Origin of the sequence: Sinorhizobium sp. CB7, from assembly GCF_041357635.1 — a bacterium.
In the GTDB taxonomy this organism is placed as follows: Bacteria; Pseudomonadota; Alphaproteobacteria; order Rhizobiales; family Rhizobiaceae; genus Rhizobium.
Genome location: NZ_JAULLL010000005.1, coordinates 157,258 through 172,592, shown reverse-complemented (window position 1 = coordinate 172,592; position 15,335 = coordinate 157,258). Strand labels below are relative to the sequence as shown.

14 protein-coding genes are annotated in these 15,335 nt (G+C 60.3%); 2 read left to right on the top strand and 12 right to left on the bottom strand.

Going from position 1 to position 15,335, the window contains the following annotated elements:
* Positions 1–10: 10 nt before the first annotated feature.
* The 5 genes from AAE029_RS11635 to AAE029_RS11615 all read right to left on the bottom strand — a co-directional run bounded on the left by AAE029_RS11635 (position 11) and on the right by AAE029_RS11615 (position 5,097).
* Entirely contained in the window at positions 11–841 is an 831-nt protein-coding gene (locus AAE029_RS11635; protein ID WP_371072999.1) for a carbohydrate ABC transporter permease, read from the bottom strand.
* Position 842: 1 nt separating this feature from the next.
* Complete coding sequence (locus AAE029_RS11630; protein ID WP_371072998.1) at positions 843–1,715, bottom strand: carbohydrate ABC transporter permease; 873 nt, start codon at positions 1,713–1,715, stop codon at positions 843–845.
* Between the two features lie 229 nt (positions 1,716–1,944).
* Positions 1,945–3,258, bottom strand: a complete 1,314-nt coding sequence (locus AAE029_RS11625) for a sugar ABC transporter substrate-binding protein (protein WP_371072997.1) — start codon at positions 3,256–3,258, stop codon at positions 1,945–1,947.
* 147 nt (positions 3,259–3,405) lie between these two features.
* Positions 3,406–4,359 (bottom strand): sugar-binding transcriptional regulator, encoded by a 954-nt coding sequence (locus AAE029_RS11620; RefSeq protein WP_371072996.1) that lies wholly within the window; start codon positions 4,357–4,359, stop codon positions 3,406–3,408.
* 114 nt (positions 4,360–4,473) lie between these two features.
* On the bottom strand, positions 4,474–5,097 hold the full coding sequence (locus tag AAE029_RS11615) for an exopolysaccharide biosynthesis protein (RefSeq protein ID WP_371072995.1): 624 nt from the start codon (positions 5,095–5,097) through the stop codon (positions 4,474–4,476).
* 291 nt (positions 5,098–5,388) lie between these two features.
* Between AAE029_RS11615 and AAE029_RS11610 the strand changes: the two genes are divergently transcribed.
* Both AAE029_RS11610 and AAE029_RS11605 read left to right on the top strand, forming a co-directional pair.
* Positions 5,389–6,303, top strand: a complete 915-nt coding sequence (locus AAE029_RS11610) for an ROK family protein (RefSeq protein WP_371072994.1) — start codon at positions 5,389–5,391, stop codon at positions 6,301–6,303.
* Positions 6,304–6,312: 9 nt separating this feature from the next.
* Entirely contained in the window at positions 6,313–6,798 is a 486-nt protein-coding gene (locus tag AAE029_RS11605) for a hypothetical protein (protein WP_371072993.1), read from the top strand.
* Between the two features lie 48 nt (positions 6,799–6,846).
* On the opposite strand, the gene AAE029_RS11600 is transcribed toward AAE029_RS11605, so the two are convergent.
* From AAE029_RS11600 to araH, 7 genes are all read right to left on the bottom strand, one after another.
* The gene (locus tag AAE029_RS11600) at positions 6,847–9,990 is read right to left on the bottom strand and encodes an efflux RND transporter permease subunit (RefSeq protein ID WP_371072992.1); all 3,144 of its coding nucleotides are present in this window, start codon (positions 9,988–9,990) and stop codon (positions 6,847–6,849) included.
* Positions 9,991–10,133: 143 nt separating this feature from the next.
* Positions 10,134–11,291 (bottom strand): efflux RND transporter periplasmic adaptor subunit, encoded by a 1,158-nt coding sequence (locus AAE029_RS11595; RefSeq protein WP_371072991.1) that lies wholly within the window; start codon positions 11,289–11,291, stop codon positions 10,134–10,136.
* Between the two features lie 61 nt (positions 11,292–11,352).
* Complete coding sequence (locus tag AAE029_RS11590; protein ID WP_371072990.1) at positions 11,353–11,961, bottom strand: TetR family transcriptional regulator; 609 nt, start codon at positions 11,959–11,961, stop codon at positions 11,353–11,355.
* Between the two features lie 158 nt (positions 11,962–12,119).
* A complete protein-coding gene (locus AAE029_RS11585) occupies positions 12,120–12,551 on the bottom strand; it encodes an OsmC family protein (protein ID WP_371072989.1) in 432 nt (143 codons plus the stop codon).
* Positions 12,552–12,708: 157 nt separating this feature from the next.
* Positions 12,709–13,488, bottom strand: coding sequence for an SDR family oxidoreductase (locus AAE029_RS11580; RefSeq protein ID WP_371072988.1), 780 nt, complete (start codon positions 13,486–13,488; stop codon positions 12,709–12,711).
* A complete protein-coding gene (locus AAE029_RS11575) occupies positions 13,485–14,381 on the bottom strand; it encodes an aldose 1-epimerase (protein ID WP_371072987.1) in 897 nt (298 codons plus the stop codon). Before AAE029_RS11575 ends, AAE029_RS11580 begins: the two co-directional genes overlap by 4 nt.
* A complete protein-coding gene (gene araH, locus AAE029_RS11570; protein ID WP_371072986.1) occupies positions 14,378–15,328 on the bottom strand; it encodes an L-arabinose ABC transporter permease AraH in 951 nt (316 codons plus the stop codon). The genes AAE029_RS11575 and araH overlap by 4 nt, the downstream gene beginning before the upstream one ends.
* Positions 15,329–15,335: the final 7 nt, after the last annotated feature.

Genomic DNA, 15,335 nt, shown 5'->3' with positions numbered 1-15,335 from the left:
TCTGTCTTCCCTACTTAACCGCGCCGAAGGTGAGGCCGCGAACGAGTTGTTTCTGCGAGAACCAGCCAAGGATCAGGATCGGCGCGATCGCCATGGTCGAAGCCGCTGAAAGCTTGGCGTAGAACAACCCTTCCGGGCTGGAATAGGAGGCGATGAAGGCCGTCAATGGCGCCGCCTTGGAAGCACTGAGATTGAGCGTCCAGAACGCCTCGTTCCAGGCCAGGATGATGTTGAGCAGAAGCGTCGAGGCGATGCCGGGGACTGCCATCGGCGTCAATACGTAGATGATTTCCTTGGCGAGCGAGGCGCCGTCCATCCGCGCTGCTTCCAGGATCTCTCCGGGGATCTCCTTGAAATAGGTGTAGAGCATCCAGACGATGATCGGCAAATTGATCAGCGTCAGCACGATGACGAGACCGGTGCGCGAATCGAGAAGACCGACATTGCGGAAGATCAGGTAGATCGGAATGAGCGCGCCGACCGGCGGCATCATTTTCGTCGAAAGCATCCACATCAGCACGTCCTTCGTCCGTTTGGTCGGTGAGAAGGCCATGGCCCAGGCGGAGGGGATGGCGATCACGAGACCGATCAGCGTCGAGCCGAAGGCAATGACCACCGAATTCATGAAGTGGCTGAAATAGTTCGAACGTGACTGGACTTCGAAATAGTTTTCCGTCGTCCAGTGGAAGAACAGGAATTGCGGCGGCGACGCGACGGCATCGGCCTCCGTCTTGAAGCTGGTGAGGAAGGTCCAGAGGATCGGGAAGAAGATCAGGATGCCGATCACCCAGGCGATCACCGTCATCGTCACCTTGTGCTGGGTCGAAACACTGCGAGCCATCTCAAGCCTCCAGATTCTTGCCGATGAGGCGCACGAGGAAGATTGCCACGATATTGGCCAGGATCACGGCGACGATACCGCCCGCCGACGCACCGCCTATATCGAATTGCAGCAGCGCCTGGGCGTAGACGAGGAAGGTGAGGTTCGTGCTCTGCGTGCCCGGGCCGCCATTCGTCGTCACCAGGATTTCCGCGAAGACCGAAAGCAGGAAAATGGTCTCGATCAGGATGACCACGGTGATGGCGCGTGCCATATGAGGCAGGACGATGTGGATGAAGCGCGAAACCGCACCGGCGCCATCCATCTCGGCCGCTTCCTTTTGTTCCTCATCCAGCGACTGCAGCGACGTCAGCAGGATGAGCGTCGCGAACGGCAGCCACTGCCAGGCGACGATGAGGATGACCGACAGGAGAGGAACATTGGCGAGCCAGTCGAGCGGCTGCAGGCCGATGGCCTTGGCGAGCCATGCGAAGAGGCCGTTCACAGGGTTCATGAACATGTTCTTCCAGACCAAGGCGGCCACGGTCGGCATGACGAAGAAGGGTGCAATCACGAGAATGCGCACGATCCCCTGCCCGTAGATGGGCTGATCGAGCAACAGAGCCAGCGCAATGCCGCCCACGACGGTGATCAGCAGGACCCCGATCACAAGCAGCAAGGTATTGCCCAAAGCGTCGAGGAAGGCAGGATCGCTCAGGAAGTATCGGTAGTTCACCAGACCGACGAAGCTCTCCATCCCCGGATTGAGCAGGTTGTAATTCAGCAGCGAGAAATAGATCGTCATCGCGAGCGGAACGATCATCCATGCAAAGAGAAGCAGAACCGATGGTGACATCATCAGGCGGGCTGCGGAACGGGTGTGTGTCGTCGCCATGCTCGTATCGACCTTGTCTAGCGCGAAACTCCGAAAACACATTCTTTTCTGAGAGGTTACGCGTGGGCCCGGAAAATTGGAATATCCTTTGGCCGGCTAACGCAGCAATCACGAGCGCAAAGCATCTGCCGCGTCGAGCGAGAACAAAGGAGGCCGCCGACGCAGTTCGGGCACTCGGCGGCCTGAAAACCGGAATGCCTCAGCATTCCGGTCCTGTCTCGGGAGTTTCTTATTTTATGTAACCAGCCTTGGTCATTTCGCGCGTCGTCAGCTGCTGCGCGCTCTTCAGCGCCTGATCGACCGAGATCTGGCCAGCAAGCGCTGCCGAAAACTGCTGGCCGACGGCCGTGCCTATACCCTGGAATTCAGGGATCGAAACGAACTGGCCACCGGTATAGGGCACCGGCTTGACCGAGGGCTTGGCCGTGTTTGCCGCGTTCATCGCTTCGAGCGTCTTGGCGGCAAAGGGGGCGGCCTTCTGGTACTCGGAGTTCGCATAGAGCGACTGACGTGTTCCCGGAGGAACGTTAGCCCAGCCTTCCTTGGAAGCGACGAGCTGCGTATAGGCCTTGTCGGTCGCCCAGGCGATAAACTTCTGGGCAGCTTCCCCCTTCTGCGAGCTTGCCGGTACGGCAAGGCTCCAGGCCCAGAGCCAGTTGCCGTGATTGCCGAGGTCACCCTTGGTCGGGAACAGCGCATAGCCGACCTTGCCGGCAACCGTCGAGTCCTTCGGATTGGACACAAAGGAAGCAGCGACCGTCGCGTCGATCCACATCCCGCATTTGCCGGTCTGGAACAGGGCGAGGTTCTCGTTGAACCCGTTCGACGAAGCCCCCGGAGGGCCGGCTTCCTTCATCAGGTTGACGTAGAACGTGAGTGCGTCCTTCCATTCCGCCTGATCGAACTGCGGCTTCCACTGCTCATCGAACCAGCGGCCGCCGTAGGAATTCGCAAGCGCCGTCAGGAAGGCCATGTTCTCGCCCCAGCCTGCCTTGCCGCGCAGGCAGATGCCGTAGACTTCGCCGCTCTTGTCGGTGATCTTGCGGGCCGCCTCCGCGATGAAGTCCCAGGTCGGAGCGTCAGGCATCTTCAGGCCGGCCTTTTCGAAAAGGTCGGTGCGGTACATCAGCATGGCGCTTTCACCGTAAAACGGTGCAGCATAGAGCTTGTTCTCATACGAGACCGACTCGCGGATGGCCGGAAGAAGGTCATCGATGGCATAGTCGCTGCCGAGGTTGTCGAGCGGCAGGAGCCAGCCCTGCTTGGCCCAGATCGGAACTTCGTAGTTGCCGATCGTCAGAACGTCGTACTGGCCGCCCTTGGTTGCGATATCCGTCGTCACCTTCTGGCGCAGAACGTTTTCCTCGAGAGTGACCCATTCGAGGTCGATATCGGGGTTCTTCGCCTTGAAATCATCCGTCAGCTTCTGCATCCGGACCATGTCGCCGTTGTTAACGGTGGCGATCGTCAGCGTCTCGGCAGACGCCATACCGGCGAACGCGAGCGCCGAGCAGGCGCCCAGCAGGAAAGTTTTCAATGTCATATCTTCCTCCCAGAAGAGAAAATATCGAGCATTCGCTTTGCTCATGAGCAATTACTCACCACACGCGACAAAATGTCAATGCGGATTCGTCGCTGCAATGCCGAAGATCGAAGTTATCTATTTGAAAAGAAATAAAAAAATTTTTGCTCAGGAATTGAGCAAAAATTCGGCCGTCTCTTCGTCAGTGATCAATCCGTTGATTTGACGACCAGTTACAGCGGCTTTGATGGCGCTGAATTTGCGTCTTCCTTTCGCAAGCCCGATGACCATGGAGGCCTCTCGCGAGGGGATAGGCGCACTCGCGACACGCTCGTTGATCGCGTTTTCGAGAAGCCTGCCATTACCATCGAAGACCCAGCCGCAGATCTCGCCCGCCGCCCCTCGTCGCATCAACTCCATCATCTCGTCCTTTTCCAGGAAACCATCGACGCAGAGGGGGCCATCGATGCCAAGTTCGCCGATACCGACGAAGGTGACGTCTGCCTGCGCGCTCATGTTAAGCGTCGAACGGACGAGTGGCTGACCGTGAAGCAGTTCGCGCTCCTCCGCGCCGGTCACAAGGACCGGCAACGGCATCGGATAGTGCCGCGCCTTCACCGCCTCGGCCATGCTGAAGATGACATTGTAATAGGCGGCAGAACCGTCCGGTGCGATATTGCCCGTCAATGAGACGATGCGATGATGCGAACATTCGATGACCGGTAATTGATCCACCGCTGCCTTCAATGTTCGGCCGGTTCCGATCGCAAGGACGATCGGATCCGAACGTTTCAGCCAGCGCTCGATTTCCGCCGCGCCGGCCTCGGCGATGCCGACGGTCGTGGACGTGGAGCCCGGATCGCTCGGTACCACCTCGACATGCTTGAGGCCGAAACGCTGGCGCAGGGCCTGCGCCAGCTCCAGACAGGCGGCGATCGGATGGTCGAGCCGAACCTTGACCAGCCGCTCCGCAACGGCCAGCGACACCAGCCTTTGTGCCGACTGGCGCGATATCCCCATCGCCGATGCGATCTCATCCTGGGTCCGTCCCGCGACATAATAGAGCCATCCGGCCCGAGCCGCGTCGTCGAGCCGTTCCTGGATTTCGGGCCTTTTCACCATTTATGCCTGCCGTACGATTTGCGGAACAACCTGTAAGGAATCTCTTATTCGGCAGATCAAACCAAAATTTGGGCAAATGTCGAGTGGATTGAGAAATTGCTTAAGCAGATCCTGTCAGGCGAACCAGCGCATCACAAAGAAGAGTGCGGTTTTGGCTAGCCCGTAGACCACGCCGCCGACGACCGTCAGTGACACGGCGGACATGACTAGCCCGAAGATGATGAACAGCCCATCTCGGCCCAATATGCCAAAGGAGAACAAGGTAATGGCAAGCGCTGGAAGGATGTTGCCGAGCGGGATCGGCAGCGTGAGCACGATCGCAAGCACGAGACAAAGGAAGCCGGTCAAATATTCGATCGGCGGATAGACGAAAAGGCCGAGCCGCGGCGTCAGCATCCGCTCGGCGCGTGCAAGCCAGGGATTGATCCGGACAACAAGCGCCTCGAAGTCCTCCCGCTGCATTGAACGCCTGGCGATGAATTTCGGCAGCCAAGGGCGCAATCCAAAAGTAAGCTGCGCCGCAAGAAACAAAAGCGGCGTTCCGAGCACGGCCGAGGTTCCGGGTGGCGTCGGAAAGATGTTCGGCAAGGAGAAAATCAGCATCAGTGCACCGGTCGCGCGATCACCCACGTTCTCGAAGAGATCTCCGACGGATATGCGCTCCCGGCTCGTGTCCCCGGCCAATTGCCGCAGGATCGCAGAAAGGCGCCGACCGGATTTTGGTCTCTTCGGTCTCATTGTTCCCGCCGCAGTTCCGATGCTGTCGGTCGTCATAGTTCCCCAATATCGTTCAGCTGCCGATAACAGCGTGTTCTCTGTCGAATAGGCCCAGATGATGACTGGGATGTTACAGAATCGCCGCTCGTTAAAGGGCGATTTCGATACCGGCGCTTAAAGCCAAGAATAGATCCAGACGGCATATGTTCCATGCTCGCTGAACCCCGCTACCCTGTTTTCAATCGATTGAGCTTGCAAATAGCACGGAACGATGTCAGCACACGAGGGCAGTTTCAATTCAATAGAACACGAATGATCATTTCATTTGATATTGGCGGCTCCGCCATAAAGAGCGGGATCGCCCGTTCCGAATCCGATATCATGCCGCTTGGCCGCTGCCCTACCCCGAGAGCCGACTTCGCGCCGTTCGTGGAAGCGTTGCGCGGCATCATCGTGCAGACCGGGGAAAGTCCGGCCTGCCTCTCATTTTCCATCGCCGGCGTCGTCGATCCCGACACGCAGGCGACCACCTGCGCCAATATTCCCTGCATTCACGGACGGCGCCTCGCCGCAGATCTTGAAGCGGCGCTCGGTTATCCGGTCCTGATCGCCAATGATGCCGACTGCTTTGCCGTGGCGGAGGCGCAATTGGGTGCCGGCCGCGGCCATCGCATCGTCTTCGGCGCCATCCTCGGCACCGGCGTCGGTGGTGGGCTCGTGACGGACGGGCAGCTCGTCAACGCCGCCGGCGGCTTTGCCGGCGAATGGGGCCACGGACCGATCGTCGCCTCCTTCGCCGGCGATCCGCCCGTCAGCATTCCTGCCTATCCCTGCGGCTGCGGACTGAAAGGCTGTGTTGATACCGTTGGCGGCGCCCGCGGCGTCGAACGCCTGCACAAGACGCTGCACGATCTGGACTTCTCCAGCGAGGACATCATCCGACAGTGGCTGGAGGGGGACGCGCGCGCCCGCCGGACCATCGATGTCTATGTGGACCTCGTCGCTTCGCCGCTGGCCGTGACGGTCAACATCACCGGCGCGACGATCGTCCCGGTCGGCGGCGGCCTTTCCAATGTCGAACGCCTTATCGAGGAGCTCGACAAGGCCGTGCGTGCACGGACGCTGCGCAAATTCGATCGTCCCTTGGTCGTGCGCAGCCAGTGCCGCGTGGAGCCAGGCCTGATCGGCGCGGCACTGATCGGATTGAAACACGCGGAAAATCCTTAGAAAACCCAGATGAGAGATCCGTTCAAGAACCCCTTCCCGACGGCAGACACGGCGCGCCACGCCATCTGGGAAATGCTGGTCACCCGCGATATCGACGCCTTCCTTGCCGCCGACTGGACAAGGGTTGCCGGTGACTTCATCGAAGACGGCTTCATCGGCATCGACGCCGGGCGCCACACGAATCCGGACCAATGGCGCCTCGCCTTTCCGACGCTCGAGGCCTATCGCGACGAATGGCTGCGTCAGGCGAGCGAATTCGCCGCCATCCGTTTTAGCGAAGACCCGCGCACTGCGATCTTCACCACGACCACGCTGGAAAACATCGAGATAAACGGCGAAACGGCGCTGGTCCGCAAGAAGTTCGACGGCAGCATCCTGCGCAGTGATGGCGAGCGCGACCGCATGCTGTGGCAGACGCTCTATTACTGCCGCCTGCATGGGGACCGTTGGAAGATTTCCGGCTTCACCGGCTATCTGCCGAACCCGATGGGTTGAAGCGACAGCAGAAGGCGCAGCTCCGGCCGCGCCTTCCGGAATATTGTCTTATTCGGCGGCGATCGCCGTCGGCCGCATGGACTCTTCGCCGACATCCGCCTCACCACTTTCTGCGGCCGGCGAATGCTTCTTCGGCTCTTTGCCGAAGAACAGAGCATAGCCGGCCGGCAGCACCAGGATGGTAAGCACGGTGGCGACCAGAATACCACCCATCATGGCATAGGCGAGCGGACCCCAGAAAACACCGCGCGAGATCGGGATCAGCGCCAATACCGCGGTCATTGCCGTTAGCATGATCGGCCGGAAACGCCGCACGGCAGCGCCGACGATCGCCTCCGAACGTTCCATCCCGGCCCGGATATCCTGATCGATCTGGTCGACGAGGATGATCGAGTTGCGGATGATGATGCCGAGAAGCGCGATGACGCCGAGGATTGCGACGAAGCCGAAGGGCGCGCCGCTGATCAGCAGTGCCGCGGCCGCGCCGATGATGCCGAGCGGACCGGTCGCAAGCACCAGCATGGCCTTGCCGAAATGCTGCAGCTGCGCCATCAGCAGCACGACGATGACGACGAGCATGATCGGCGCCTTGGCGGCGATCGAGGCCTGGCTTTCGGCGCTGTCCTCGGCGCCGCCCTGGATCTCGATCTTATAGCCTGGGGCAAGGCTGTCGCGCAGATCCTTCGTCTCGTTAAAGAGCTTCATGGTCACGTCGTTCGACTGGACGCCGTCGGGCAGCGTCGCACGCACGGTGATCGTCGGCAGGCGATCTCGCCTCCACTCGATGCCCTGCTCCATGACGGGCACGACCTTGGCGATCTGCGAGATCGGCACCGAACCGCCGAAATCCGTGGGGACATAGACGGAGTTGACCGCCGAGAGCAGATGACGCGACGATTCCGGCTCGCGGGCGACGATGGAGACGGTCTCTTCACTGTCGCGGAAATCGGCAAGCGGCGCACCGGACACCGTCGCCTGCAGCATCTGCCGCACGCGCTGCGAGGTTACGCCGAGCGCCCTCGCCCGATCCTGATCGATGACCAGCTTCATCGCCGGGACAGGCTCGAGCCAGTCGTCGTGGATCGCGCCGAGCATCGGATTTTGGGCGAAGCGCGCCTTGACCTCGTCGGCAATGCGGCGGACTTCCTGCCTATCCGGTCCCATGACGCGCAGCTGCACCGGCCATCCCGTCGGCGGGCCGAGGAACAGACGGTCCACCTTGGCGCGGATCGACGGAAAATCCTCGGCGAGAATGGTCCTGAGCTTCACGATCAGCCGTTCGCGGGCGGGCTCGTCATTGGCCATGATCAGGAGCTGCGCGAAATTGGGGTTGCGCAGCTGCTGATCGAGCGGCAGGAAGAAGCGCGGCGCGCCTTCGCCGATATAGGTGGCGATGAAGCGCTTGTCCTTGTCGTCCATCATGCGCTTTTCGAGCGCCTTGGCCTGTGCATCCACTTCCTTGATGCTCGTTCCTTCCGGCAGCCAGAGGTCGACAAGAATTTCCGGACGGGAGGACTGCGGGAAGAAGTTCTGCGGAATGAACTGGAAGGCAAAGAGGCTTCCGGCGAAGGTCAGAAGCGTTAGCGCCAGTACGATGACGCGGTGGTGCACAGCCCACGCGACCGTGGCACGCAGGCGCCGGTAGAAGCGGGTGTCGAAGACGTCATGATGCTGGCCGGCATGATGACGCTGCTTCAGGATCATGTAACCGAGCCAGGGCGTAAAATAGACCGCTACGAACCATGACGTCACCAGCGCAATACCGACGACATAAAAGAGCGAACGCACATATTCGCCCGCCGTCGATTCCGCAAAGCCGACCGGAATGAAGCCCGCCGTGGTGATCAGCGTGCCCGTCAGCATCGGGAAGGCGGTCGAGGAATAGGCGAAACTTGCCGCGTCGAGCTTGACGAGGCCCTCCTCCAGCTTCCGCTCCATGAGCTCGACGACGATCATGGCGTCGTCGACAAGAAGGCCGAGCGCGATGATCAGAGCGCCGAGCGAGATGCGCTGCAGGTCGATGCCGAGCTCGTACATGATGGCGAAGGTCGCCGCCAGCACGAGCGGGATGGCGATTGCGATGACAAGCCCCGAGCGCCAGCCGATCGACAGGAACGAGACGACGAGCACGATCACCAGCGCTTCCCCGAGCGCATGCATGAATTCGCTGATCGCATCGGTCACCACATCCGGCTGATTGGAGATCTGGTCGACCGAGACGCCGTAAGGCAGCGATGATTCGAAGCGCTGATAGGTCGCTTCGACATCCTTGCCGACGTCGGTGACCTTGAAGCCTTTCGCCATGACGACGCCGACCTGAACGCTGTCATGGCCGTCGAAGCGGTACTTGCGCTGATAGGGATCCTCGAGGCCGGACGTCACGGTTGCGATGTCGCCGAGGCGGGTCACCTGATTACCGGCGCGAATGCGCAGCTCGCGGATATCGTCCACCTTGTTGACATCGCCCTCGACGGAAATGCGCACCGAGCGGATGCCGGTATCGACGCTGCCTGCCGGATCAACATTGTTCTGGCCGACCAGCGTGTTGCGCAGATCGTCGAGCGTCAGGCCACGTTCCGCAAGCGCCTTCGAGGAGACGTCGATATAGATCTTCTCCGGCTGGTCGCCGATGATCACCGCCTTCTCGACGCCCGGCGTCGTCAGCAGCATGTCGCGCGCCTGGATCGCGAATTTCTTCAGTTCCGGATAGCTGTAGCCATCGCCGCTGATCGAGTGCAGCGTGATAAAGGTATCGCCGAATTCATCGTTGAAGTAAGGGCCGAGCAGACCCTGCGGCAGCTCGTTGGCGATATCGCCGACCTTCTTGCGCACCTGGTAGAAGGCATCGGCCACTTCGGCCGCGTCGGTATCGCCCTTGACCTGCAGGGTGATGATGGCGCTGCCCGCACGCGTATAGGATCGCACGAAATCGAGATGCGGCGTCTCCTGCAGCTTGCGCTCGATCTTGTTGACGACCTGATCCTCCATGTCCTGGATGGAGGCGCCCGGCCACATCGCCTGCACGACCATGACACGGAAGGTGAAATCCGGATCCTCCTTCTGGCCCATGCGGGTCAGGCCGAGGACGCCTGTAATGATGATCAGCCCGAAGAGAAAGCGCGCAATGCTCGGATGCCCGATGGCCCAGCGCGAGAGATTGAACGGCTGTCTTTCCTGCGTGGAACTGGTCATGGCATGTCCCGCCTTATGGATGAGTGGAGCGAGAGCGGGATGCCGAAAAGTGTGTGCGATTTTCGGGCGACATCCCGCTCTAACTTTTTTGATTGAGAGACGATTCAGATTTTCAGGTCGATTCGACCTGAAATCATCCGTCTCTAGCGGACGACCGCGGCCTTGCCGCCGTCGTCATCGGCGGAAGCGGACTGTGCGCCGGCACCGGGGAGCTTCACTTTCAGGTTTTCCGTCATGAACTGGGTACCCGCAGCGACCACCACGTCGCCCGCCTGCAATCCGTCCGTGACGCGCACCCCACCATCGGTAAAATCGGCGACCTTGATGTCGCGCGCATGCACGGTACCAGCCTCCCGGTCGACGACCCAGACGATCTGCCTGCCCTCTTTTTCGGCCAATGCGCTCAAGGGAATGGAGATAAGATCCTTCTCATCCTCGACCTTTGCCTCGATCGTCGCCGTCATGCCGAGCAGGATGCGCGGATCGTTCGGCAGGCTTACCCGAACGGCGAAGGTGCGCGATTGCTGATCCGCGCTGCCGGCAACCTCGCGGACCTTGCCCTCGAGTGTCAGCGCATCGTCCGACCAGAAGCGGGCCTTGACGATCTTGCCCGGCTTGAATTGAGCGATATCCATCTCCGGCACGGCGATCTGGACTTCCTTCTCGCCATCAACCGCGACCGTCACGACCGGCGTTCCGGATCCGACGACCTGGCCGACATCCGCGTTGATGGCAGTAACGATGCCGTTCTGATCCGATTTGAGATCGGCATAGCTCACCTGGTTCCTCGCCTGTTCAAGCGAGGAGGCGGCGGAGTCGCGGGTGGATACGGCCTGATCATAGGCCAGCGAAGCCTGTTCGAGCTCGGATTTCGGCGCCACGTTCTTGGCGAAGAGCTGCTCGGCGCGTTTGCGGGCAAGATCGGTCGTCTCGACCTGTTTCACGGCCGCGGCCAGATTGGCCTCCGCACTTTTGACCGCCAACTGATAATCGTTCGGATCGATGCGCGCCAGGAGATCGCCGGGCTTGACCCGATCACCGACATCGACCAACCGCTCCGTGATCTTGCCGTTGACGCGGAAGCCGAGGTTCATCTCGACACGCGCCCGGACGGAGCCCGAATAGTCGAGACGGCGCGCGTCATCCGCCTTGGCGATCTCGACGACCTTGACCGGACGAATGACCTCCTTGGTCTCGGCGACCTCGTCCGAGCAGCCTGCCAGGGCCGCGACGATTGCGGCAGCAAGCGCGAAACGCGCACTGACCGGCATGGCAATACTGATGGTCCTGAGCGAAAGCATCTTCGCGCTCTCCTGATCAGTTGAAACGAAAGTATAAAAGTCGCCACCACTGGTGGCATCTTTACTTCTTCAAAGCTCTGATTGCAAATTCTATAAGATCATCCGGCATCGCCCGGTTCTCCTTTGCGAGGCACTGGGCGACCATTTGCGGATGACAGAGCGAGATCGTGGCCGCACCGAAACATTTGGCGGCCACATCGGCATCCTGGTCGGCGAATTCACCGGCTTCAATGCCCTCACGGATGATCTCGGCCATGAGATCATGGATCCGGTCGATATGCTTTTCGATGACGTGCCAGTCGCGCTCGATGGCGACGACCACCATTTCGTGCACCTTCTGCTCGTCAAGCATGGTTTCGAGGGTCATCTTGTACTGACCCTGCACATATTGGCGCAAACGATCTGCGGCGCTGATCTTTTGGCGCGAGATGTCATAGGCCATCTGATAGCTCGCGGCCAGCATGCGCCCGCAGACGGCCTGGTGGATTTCCGTCTTGGAGGCGAAGAAACGGTAGATATTCGCAGTCGACATGCCGAGATCGCGCGCGATGTCAGCAACCGTCGTCTTGCTGTAACCATAGTGACGAAACAGCCGTTCGGCCGAATCGAGAATTCGCGTCACATTCTCCTGGCGCGTGGAGTCGATGCTGACATCGTTGAGACCATACATGGCGGCAATCCGTCTTACGACTGACGATTTTCAATTTTCGTCAGTCGTAAGACATTATTACTCGCATGTCAACCGTCATTTGGCGGCGACCACTACTGCCAGTATGTTCTGAAGGTTGGTGCCGCAACCAGCATGCGGCACCGGAGGGGTGGCAGACGTCAGCTAAGCTTGACGTCGAGCGTGATTGGAACGGCCGAAAGTGCCTTGGAAACGGGGCAACCGGCCTTAGCCTTGTCAGCGAGTTCCTTGAAAGTCGCCTCGTCCGCGCCCGGAACGGTTCCGGTCAAAGACAAATGAATGGCGGTGATGGCAAATCCGCCCTCGACGCTCTCGAGCGTCACCTTTGCCGTCGTCTCCATGCTATCGGCCTTGAAGCCCGCTTCACTGAGGATGAGCGACAGCGCCATGGTGAAGCAGCCCGCATGTGCGGCGCCGATCAGCTCTTCCGGATTGGTGCCCGGAATGCCTTCGAACCGGCTGGCGAAGCCATAGGGATAAGCTTTGAGCGCGCCACTCTGTGTCGATATCTGCCCTTTTCCGTCCTTGAGGCCGCCGGACCACTGAGCCGAGCCTGTGCGATTGATCTGCATGCCGTCCTCCTTGTTGATGAGCATTAATTGAGCAGCACTCCTGCCGCCCCGATTGCATGAAGCGCGCGCAAAGGCGCCGCAATCGGCAATATAACGCTCTATCCGTCGAAGACGACAGGGCGGTAAAAATTGCTGGGCCGAAGCGAAGAAAGACGTGTTACGCCGGATGCTGCTGCACGCTGAGGCCGCCGTCGATCGTTAGACAGGTGGCATTCATGAACGGGCATTCATCGGAGATCATGAAGACGGCAGCCATCGCGATTTCCTCCGGGCTCGCGATGCGTCCGCCGGGATGCAGCTTCATCGTCTCCGCCTTCGCCGCCTCGGGATCCGGAAAGCTGTTCCAGTAGTCGATGACCTTCTGCGTCGCAACATAGCCGGGCGCAATCGCATTCACCCGGATGTTGCGCGCTGCATATTCGAGGCCGAGCGATCTGGTCATGCCCAGCAGCGCATGCTTGGCGAGCGGATAGGGAAAAGTGTGGGGAATGATGGTGAAAGCGTGGGTCGAGGCGATGTTGAGAATAACGCCGCCCCCCTCTTCGATCATTCCCGGCAGAACCGCCCTGCAGCAGTTCCAGGCCCCCTTGAGATTGATGTCGAAGCAGCGGCTCCATTCCTCGTCGCTGGTTGCAAGCGGTTCGGAAAAGACGTTGACCCCGGCATTGTTGACGAGCCCGTTCAATGGCCCGATCTCTTTGCCCGCTTGCGCCACCGCCATGCGGATCGTCGCGGCGTCCGTGACATCCGCCGGCAGATAGCCGATCCGGGCCTCGTCGCCGCTGAGTTCTCTTGCCGCCTGTGCAAGCATGGGGCCGTCGCGATCGAGCAGAAAGACATTTGCTCCTTCGCGGATGAAGGCGCGTGCGATCGCAAGGCCAATCCCCTGTGCAGCACCGGTGATCATGATACGCTTTCCCGCAAGACGGTCGCTCATTCCCGTATCTCCCTAAATTTCTCCGGCAGCGTCGCAAGCCCTATTCTTACCCCACCGGAAAGGCTCTCGCCGGGCGCCAAAATTGCCAGTCCACCGCGACCGGCCATGTGATGCCCGTTCGGCAGATGGCTCATCGGCTCCAGACAGAAAAAATCCGCCCGTTCGACCGGCATGTAAAGCATGTAGCGGCCATAGATCCGATCCGCTTCGATCTCCGCGCGGAGGCCGAGCTCCGGCCACACGATCGTCGCATGACCGTCCCAGCCGCCAAAGGCATTGTTGACCCAGCGCCCGGGCAGCAGTGCGCCATTGGAGAAATCGAGATCGACGGGCAACGGTGACGCCGGACCCGGCAGATGTCCGCCCCGCTCTCCCCAGAACCGCTCGCACCGGATTGTAAGTCGCGTTGCCGGCGTGCGCAAAAAGAACGGGTGCTGGCCGAGACCGAAGGGCAGCGGCCTGTCTCCGTCATTACGCACCGAAAGGTCGAGCGCGACTGCATCGTCCTCGATGCGAATGTCCTGTTCCGCCTGATACCGGTAAGGCGAAACCGCGTCGGGATGATGAGACAGCGAAAGACGAACACGGCGCCTGTCGGCGTCATCGACATTCCAGCGTTCCAGCCAGCCGTCCCCATGCAGATAAAGGGGATCGGCACTGTTCGGTTGGAATCGATAGTCGCGACCGTCGAAATGAAAGACATTTCCTTCGACACGGTTGCCGAAGGGCACGAGCGGGAAGCTCGCCATATCGCCACCCGGCCCGCCGGCTCCGACCATGAACGACGAACCGCGATATCTTGCCGACATCAACGCTCCGCCGCGACGGCTGACCCGCATGACGAGATCGCGATCGCGAAGAAGAAGCTCGCCGTCGCCGCGCTCTTTGCTCACCCGCGGCGCCCTATCGCCCTCGACCGCAGATTGTCGAGCAGAACTGCAACAAGGAGGATGAGACCACGCACGACGTATTGATAGAAGGCCTGGATATTCAGGAGATTCATGACATTCTCGGCAATTCCCAGGATGAGCACGCCGACGATCACGCCCGTCATCGCTGCACGACCGCCGGCAAGCGAAACACCCCCAAGAACGCAGGCCGAGATGACCGAAAGTTCGAGGCCTGTGGCCGCATTGGGCTGACCGGAGGTGATGCGCGAGGCAAGCAGGATGCCGGCGATGGCGCAGACAAGACCCTGCAGCGCGAAGATCCAGATGCGCATGTTGACGACGTTGACGCCGGCAAGCCGGGAGGCCTCCGGATTGCCGCCGATCGCAAGCGTATTCTTGCCGAAGACGGTCCGGTTCAGGACGAAGCCGAAGAGGATGAAGAGGGCCACCATGATCCAGATTGGTGTCGGAATCCCGAACAGACGGGAAAGCGCCAGCTGATAGAAGGTCGGATCGTTGATGCCGACCGCGCGGCCGTCCGAAGCGATCAGCGCCATGCCGCGCACGATCTGCATCGTCGCGAGCGTGGTGATAAGCGCGTTGATCCTGAACTTGGCGATGACGATGCCGTTGACCACGCCGACGACGGCGCCACAGAGAAGCGCGGCGAGCAATCCAACCGGGATCGAGCCTGTCGAATTCGAGACCATGACCGCAATCATGCCCGAGAAGGCCACGGTCGAACCAACAGAAAGATCGAAATCGCGCGAGGCAAGGCAGAACATCATGGTGCAGGCGACGATACCGATCGTGACTACCGATTGCAGCAGACCGAACATGTTGCGCTCGGTGAGGAAGTTCGGAACCGCAAGCGACACGATGATGAAGGCGACCGCGAAGATGACCACAAGGCCTTGCTCGCCGAGAACGATTTTTTTCAAAGATTTCATCGCCTAA

What these genes read in the sequence shown, in the direction of transcription:
- araH (WP_371072986.1), bottom strand. Translation starts at nt 15,328, where the DNA reads ATGAAATCTTTGAAAAAAATCGTTCTCGGCGAGCAAGGCCTTGTGGTC.
- AAE029_RS11605 (WP_371072993.1), top strand. Translation starts at nt 6,313, where the DNA reads ATGAGAGATCCGTTCAAGAACCCCTTCCCGACGGCAGACACGGCGCGC.
- AAE029_RS11635 (WP_371072999.1), bottom strand. Translation starts at nt 841, where the DNA reads ATGGCTCGCAGTGTTTCGACCCAGCACAAGGTGACGATGACGGTGATC.
- AAE029_RS11610 (WP_371072994.1), top strand. Translation starts at nt 5,389, where the DNA reads ATGATCATTTCATTTGATATTGGCGGCTCCGCCATAAAGAGCGGGATC.
- AAE029_RS11590 (WP_371072990.1), bottom strand. Translation starts at nt 11,961, where the DNA reads ATGTATGGTCTCAACGATGTCAGCATCGACTCCACGCGCCAGGAGAAT.
- AAE029_RS11615 (WP_371072995.1), bottom strand. Translation starts at nt 5,097, where the DNA reads ATGAGACCGAAGAGACCAAAATCCGGTCGGCGCCTTTCTGCGATCCTG.
- AAE029_RS11580 (WP_371072988.1), bottom strand. Translation starts at nt 13,488, where the DNA reads ATGAGCGACCGTCTTGCGGGAAAGCGTATCATGATCACCGGTGCTGCA.
- AAE029_RS11585 (WP_371072989.1), bottom strand. Translation starts at nt 12,551, where the DNA reads ATGCAGATCAATCGCACAGGCTCGGCTCAGTGGTCCGGCGGCCTCAAG.
- AAE029_RS11630 (WP_371072998.1), bottom strand. Translation starts at nt 1,715, where the DNA reads ATGGCGACGACACACACCCGTTCCGCAGCCCGCCTGATGATGTCACCA.
- AAE029_RS11595 (WP_371072991.1), bottom strand. Translation starts at nt 11,291, where the DNA reads ATGCTTTCGCTCAGGACCATCAGTATTGCCATGCCGGTCAGTGCGCGT.
- AAE029_RS11620 (WP_371072996.1), bottom strand. Translation starts at nt 4,359, where the DNA reads ATGGTGAAAAGGCCCGAAATCCAGGAACGGCTCGACGACGCGGCTCGG.
- AAE029_RS11625 (WP_371072997.1), bottom strand. Translation starts at nt 3,258, where the DNA reads ATGACATTGAAAACTTTCCTGCTGGGCGCCTGCTCGGCGCTCGCGTTC.
- AAE029_RS11600 (WP_371072992.1), bottom strand. Translation starts at nt 9,990, where the DNA reads ATGACCAGTTCCACGCAGGAAAGACAGCCGTTCAATCTCTCGCGCTGG.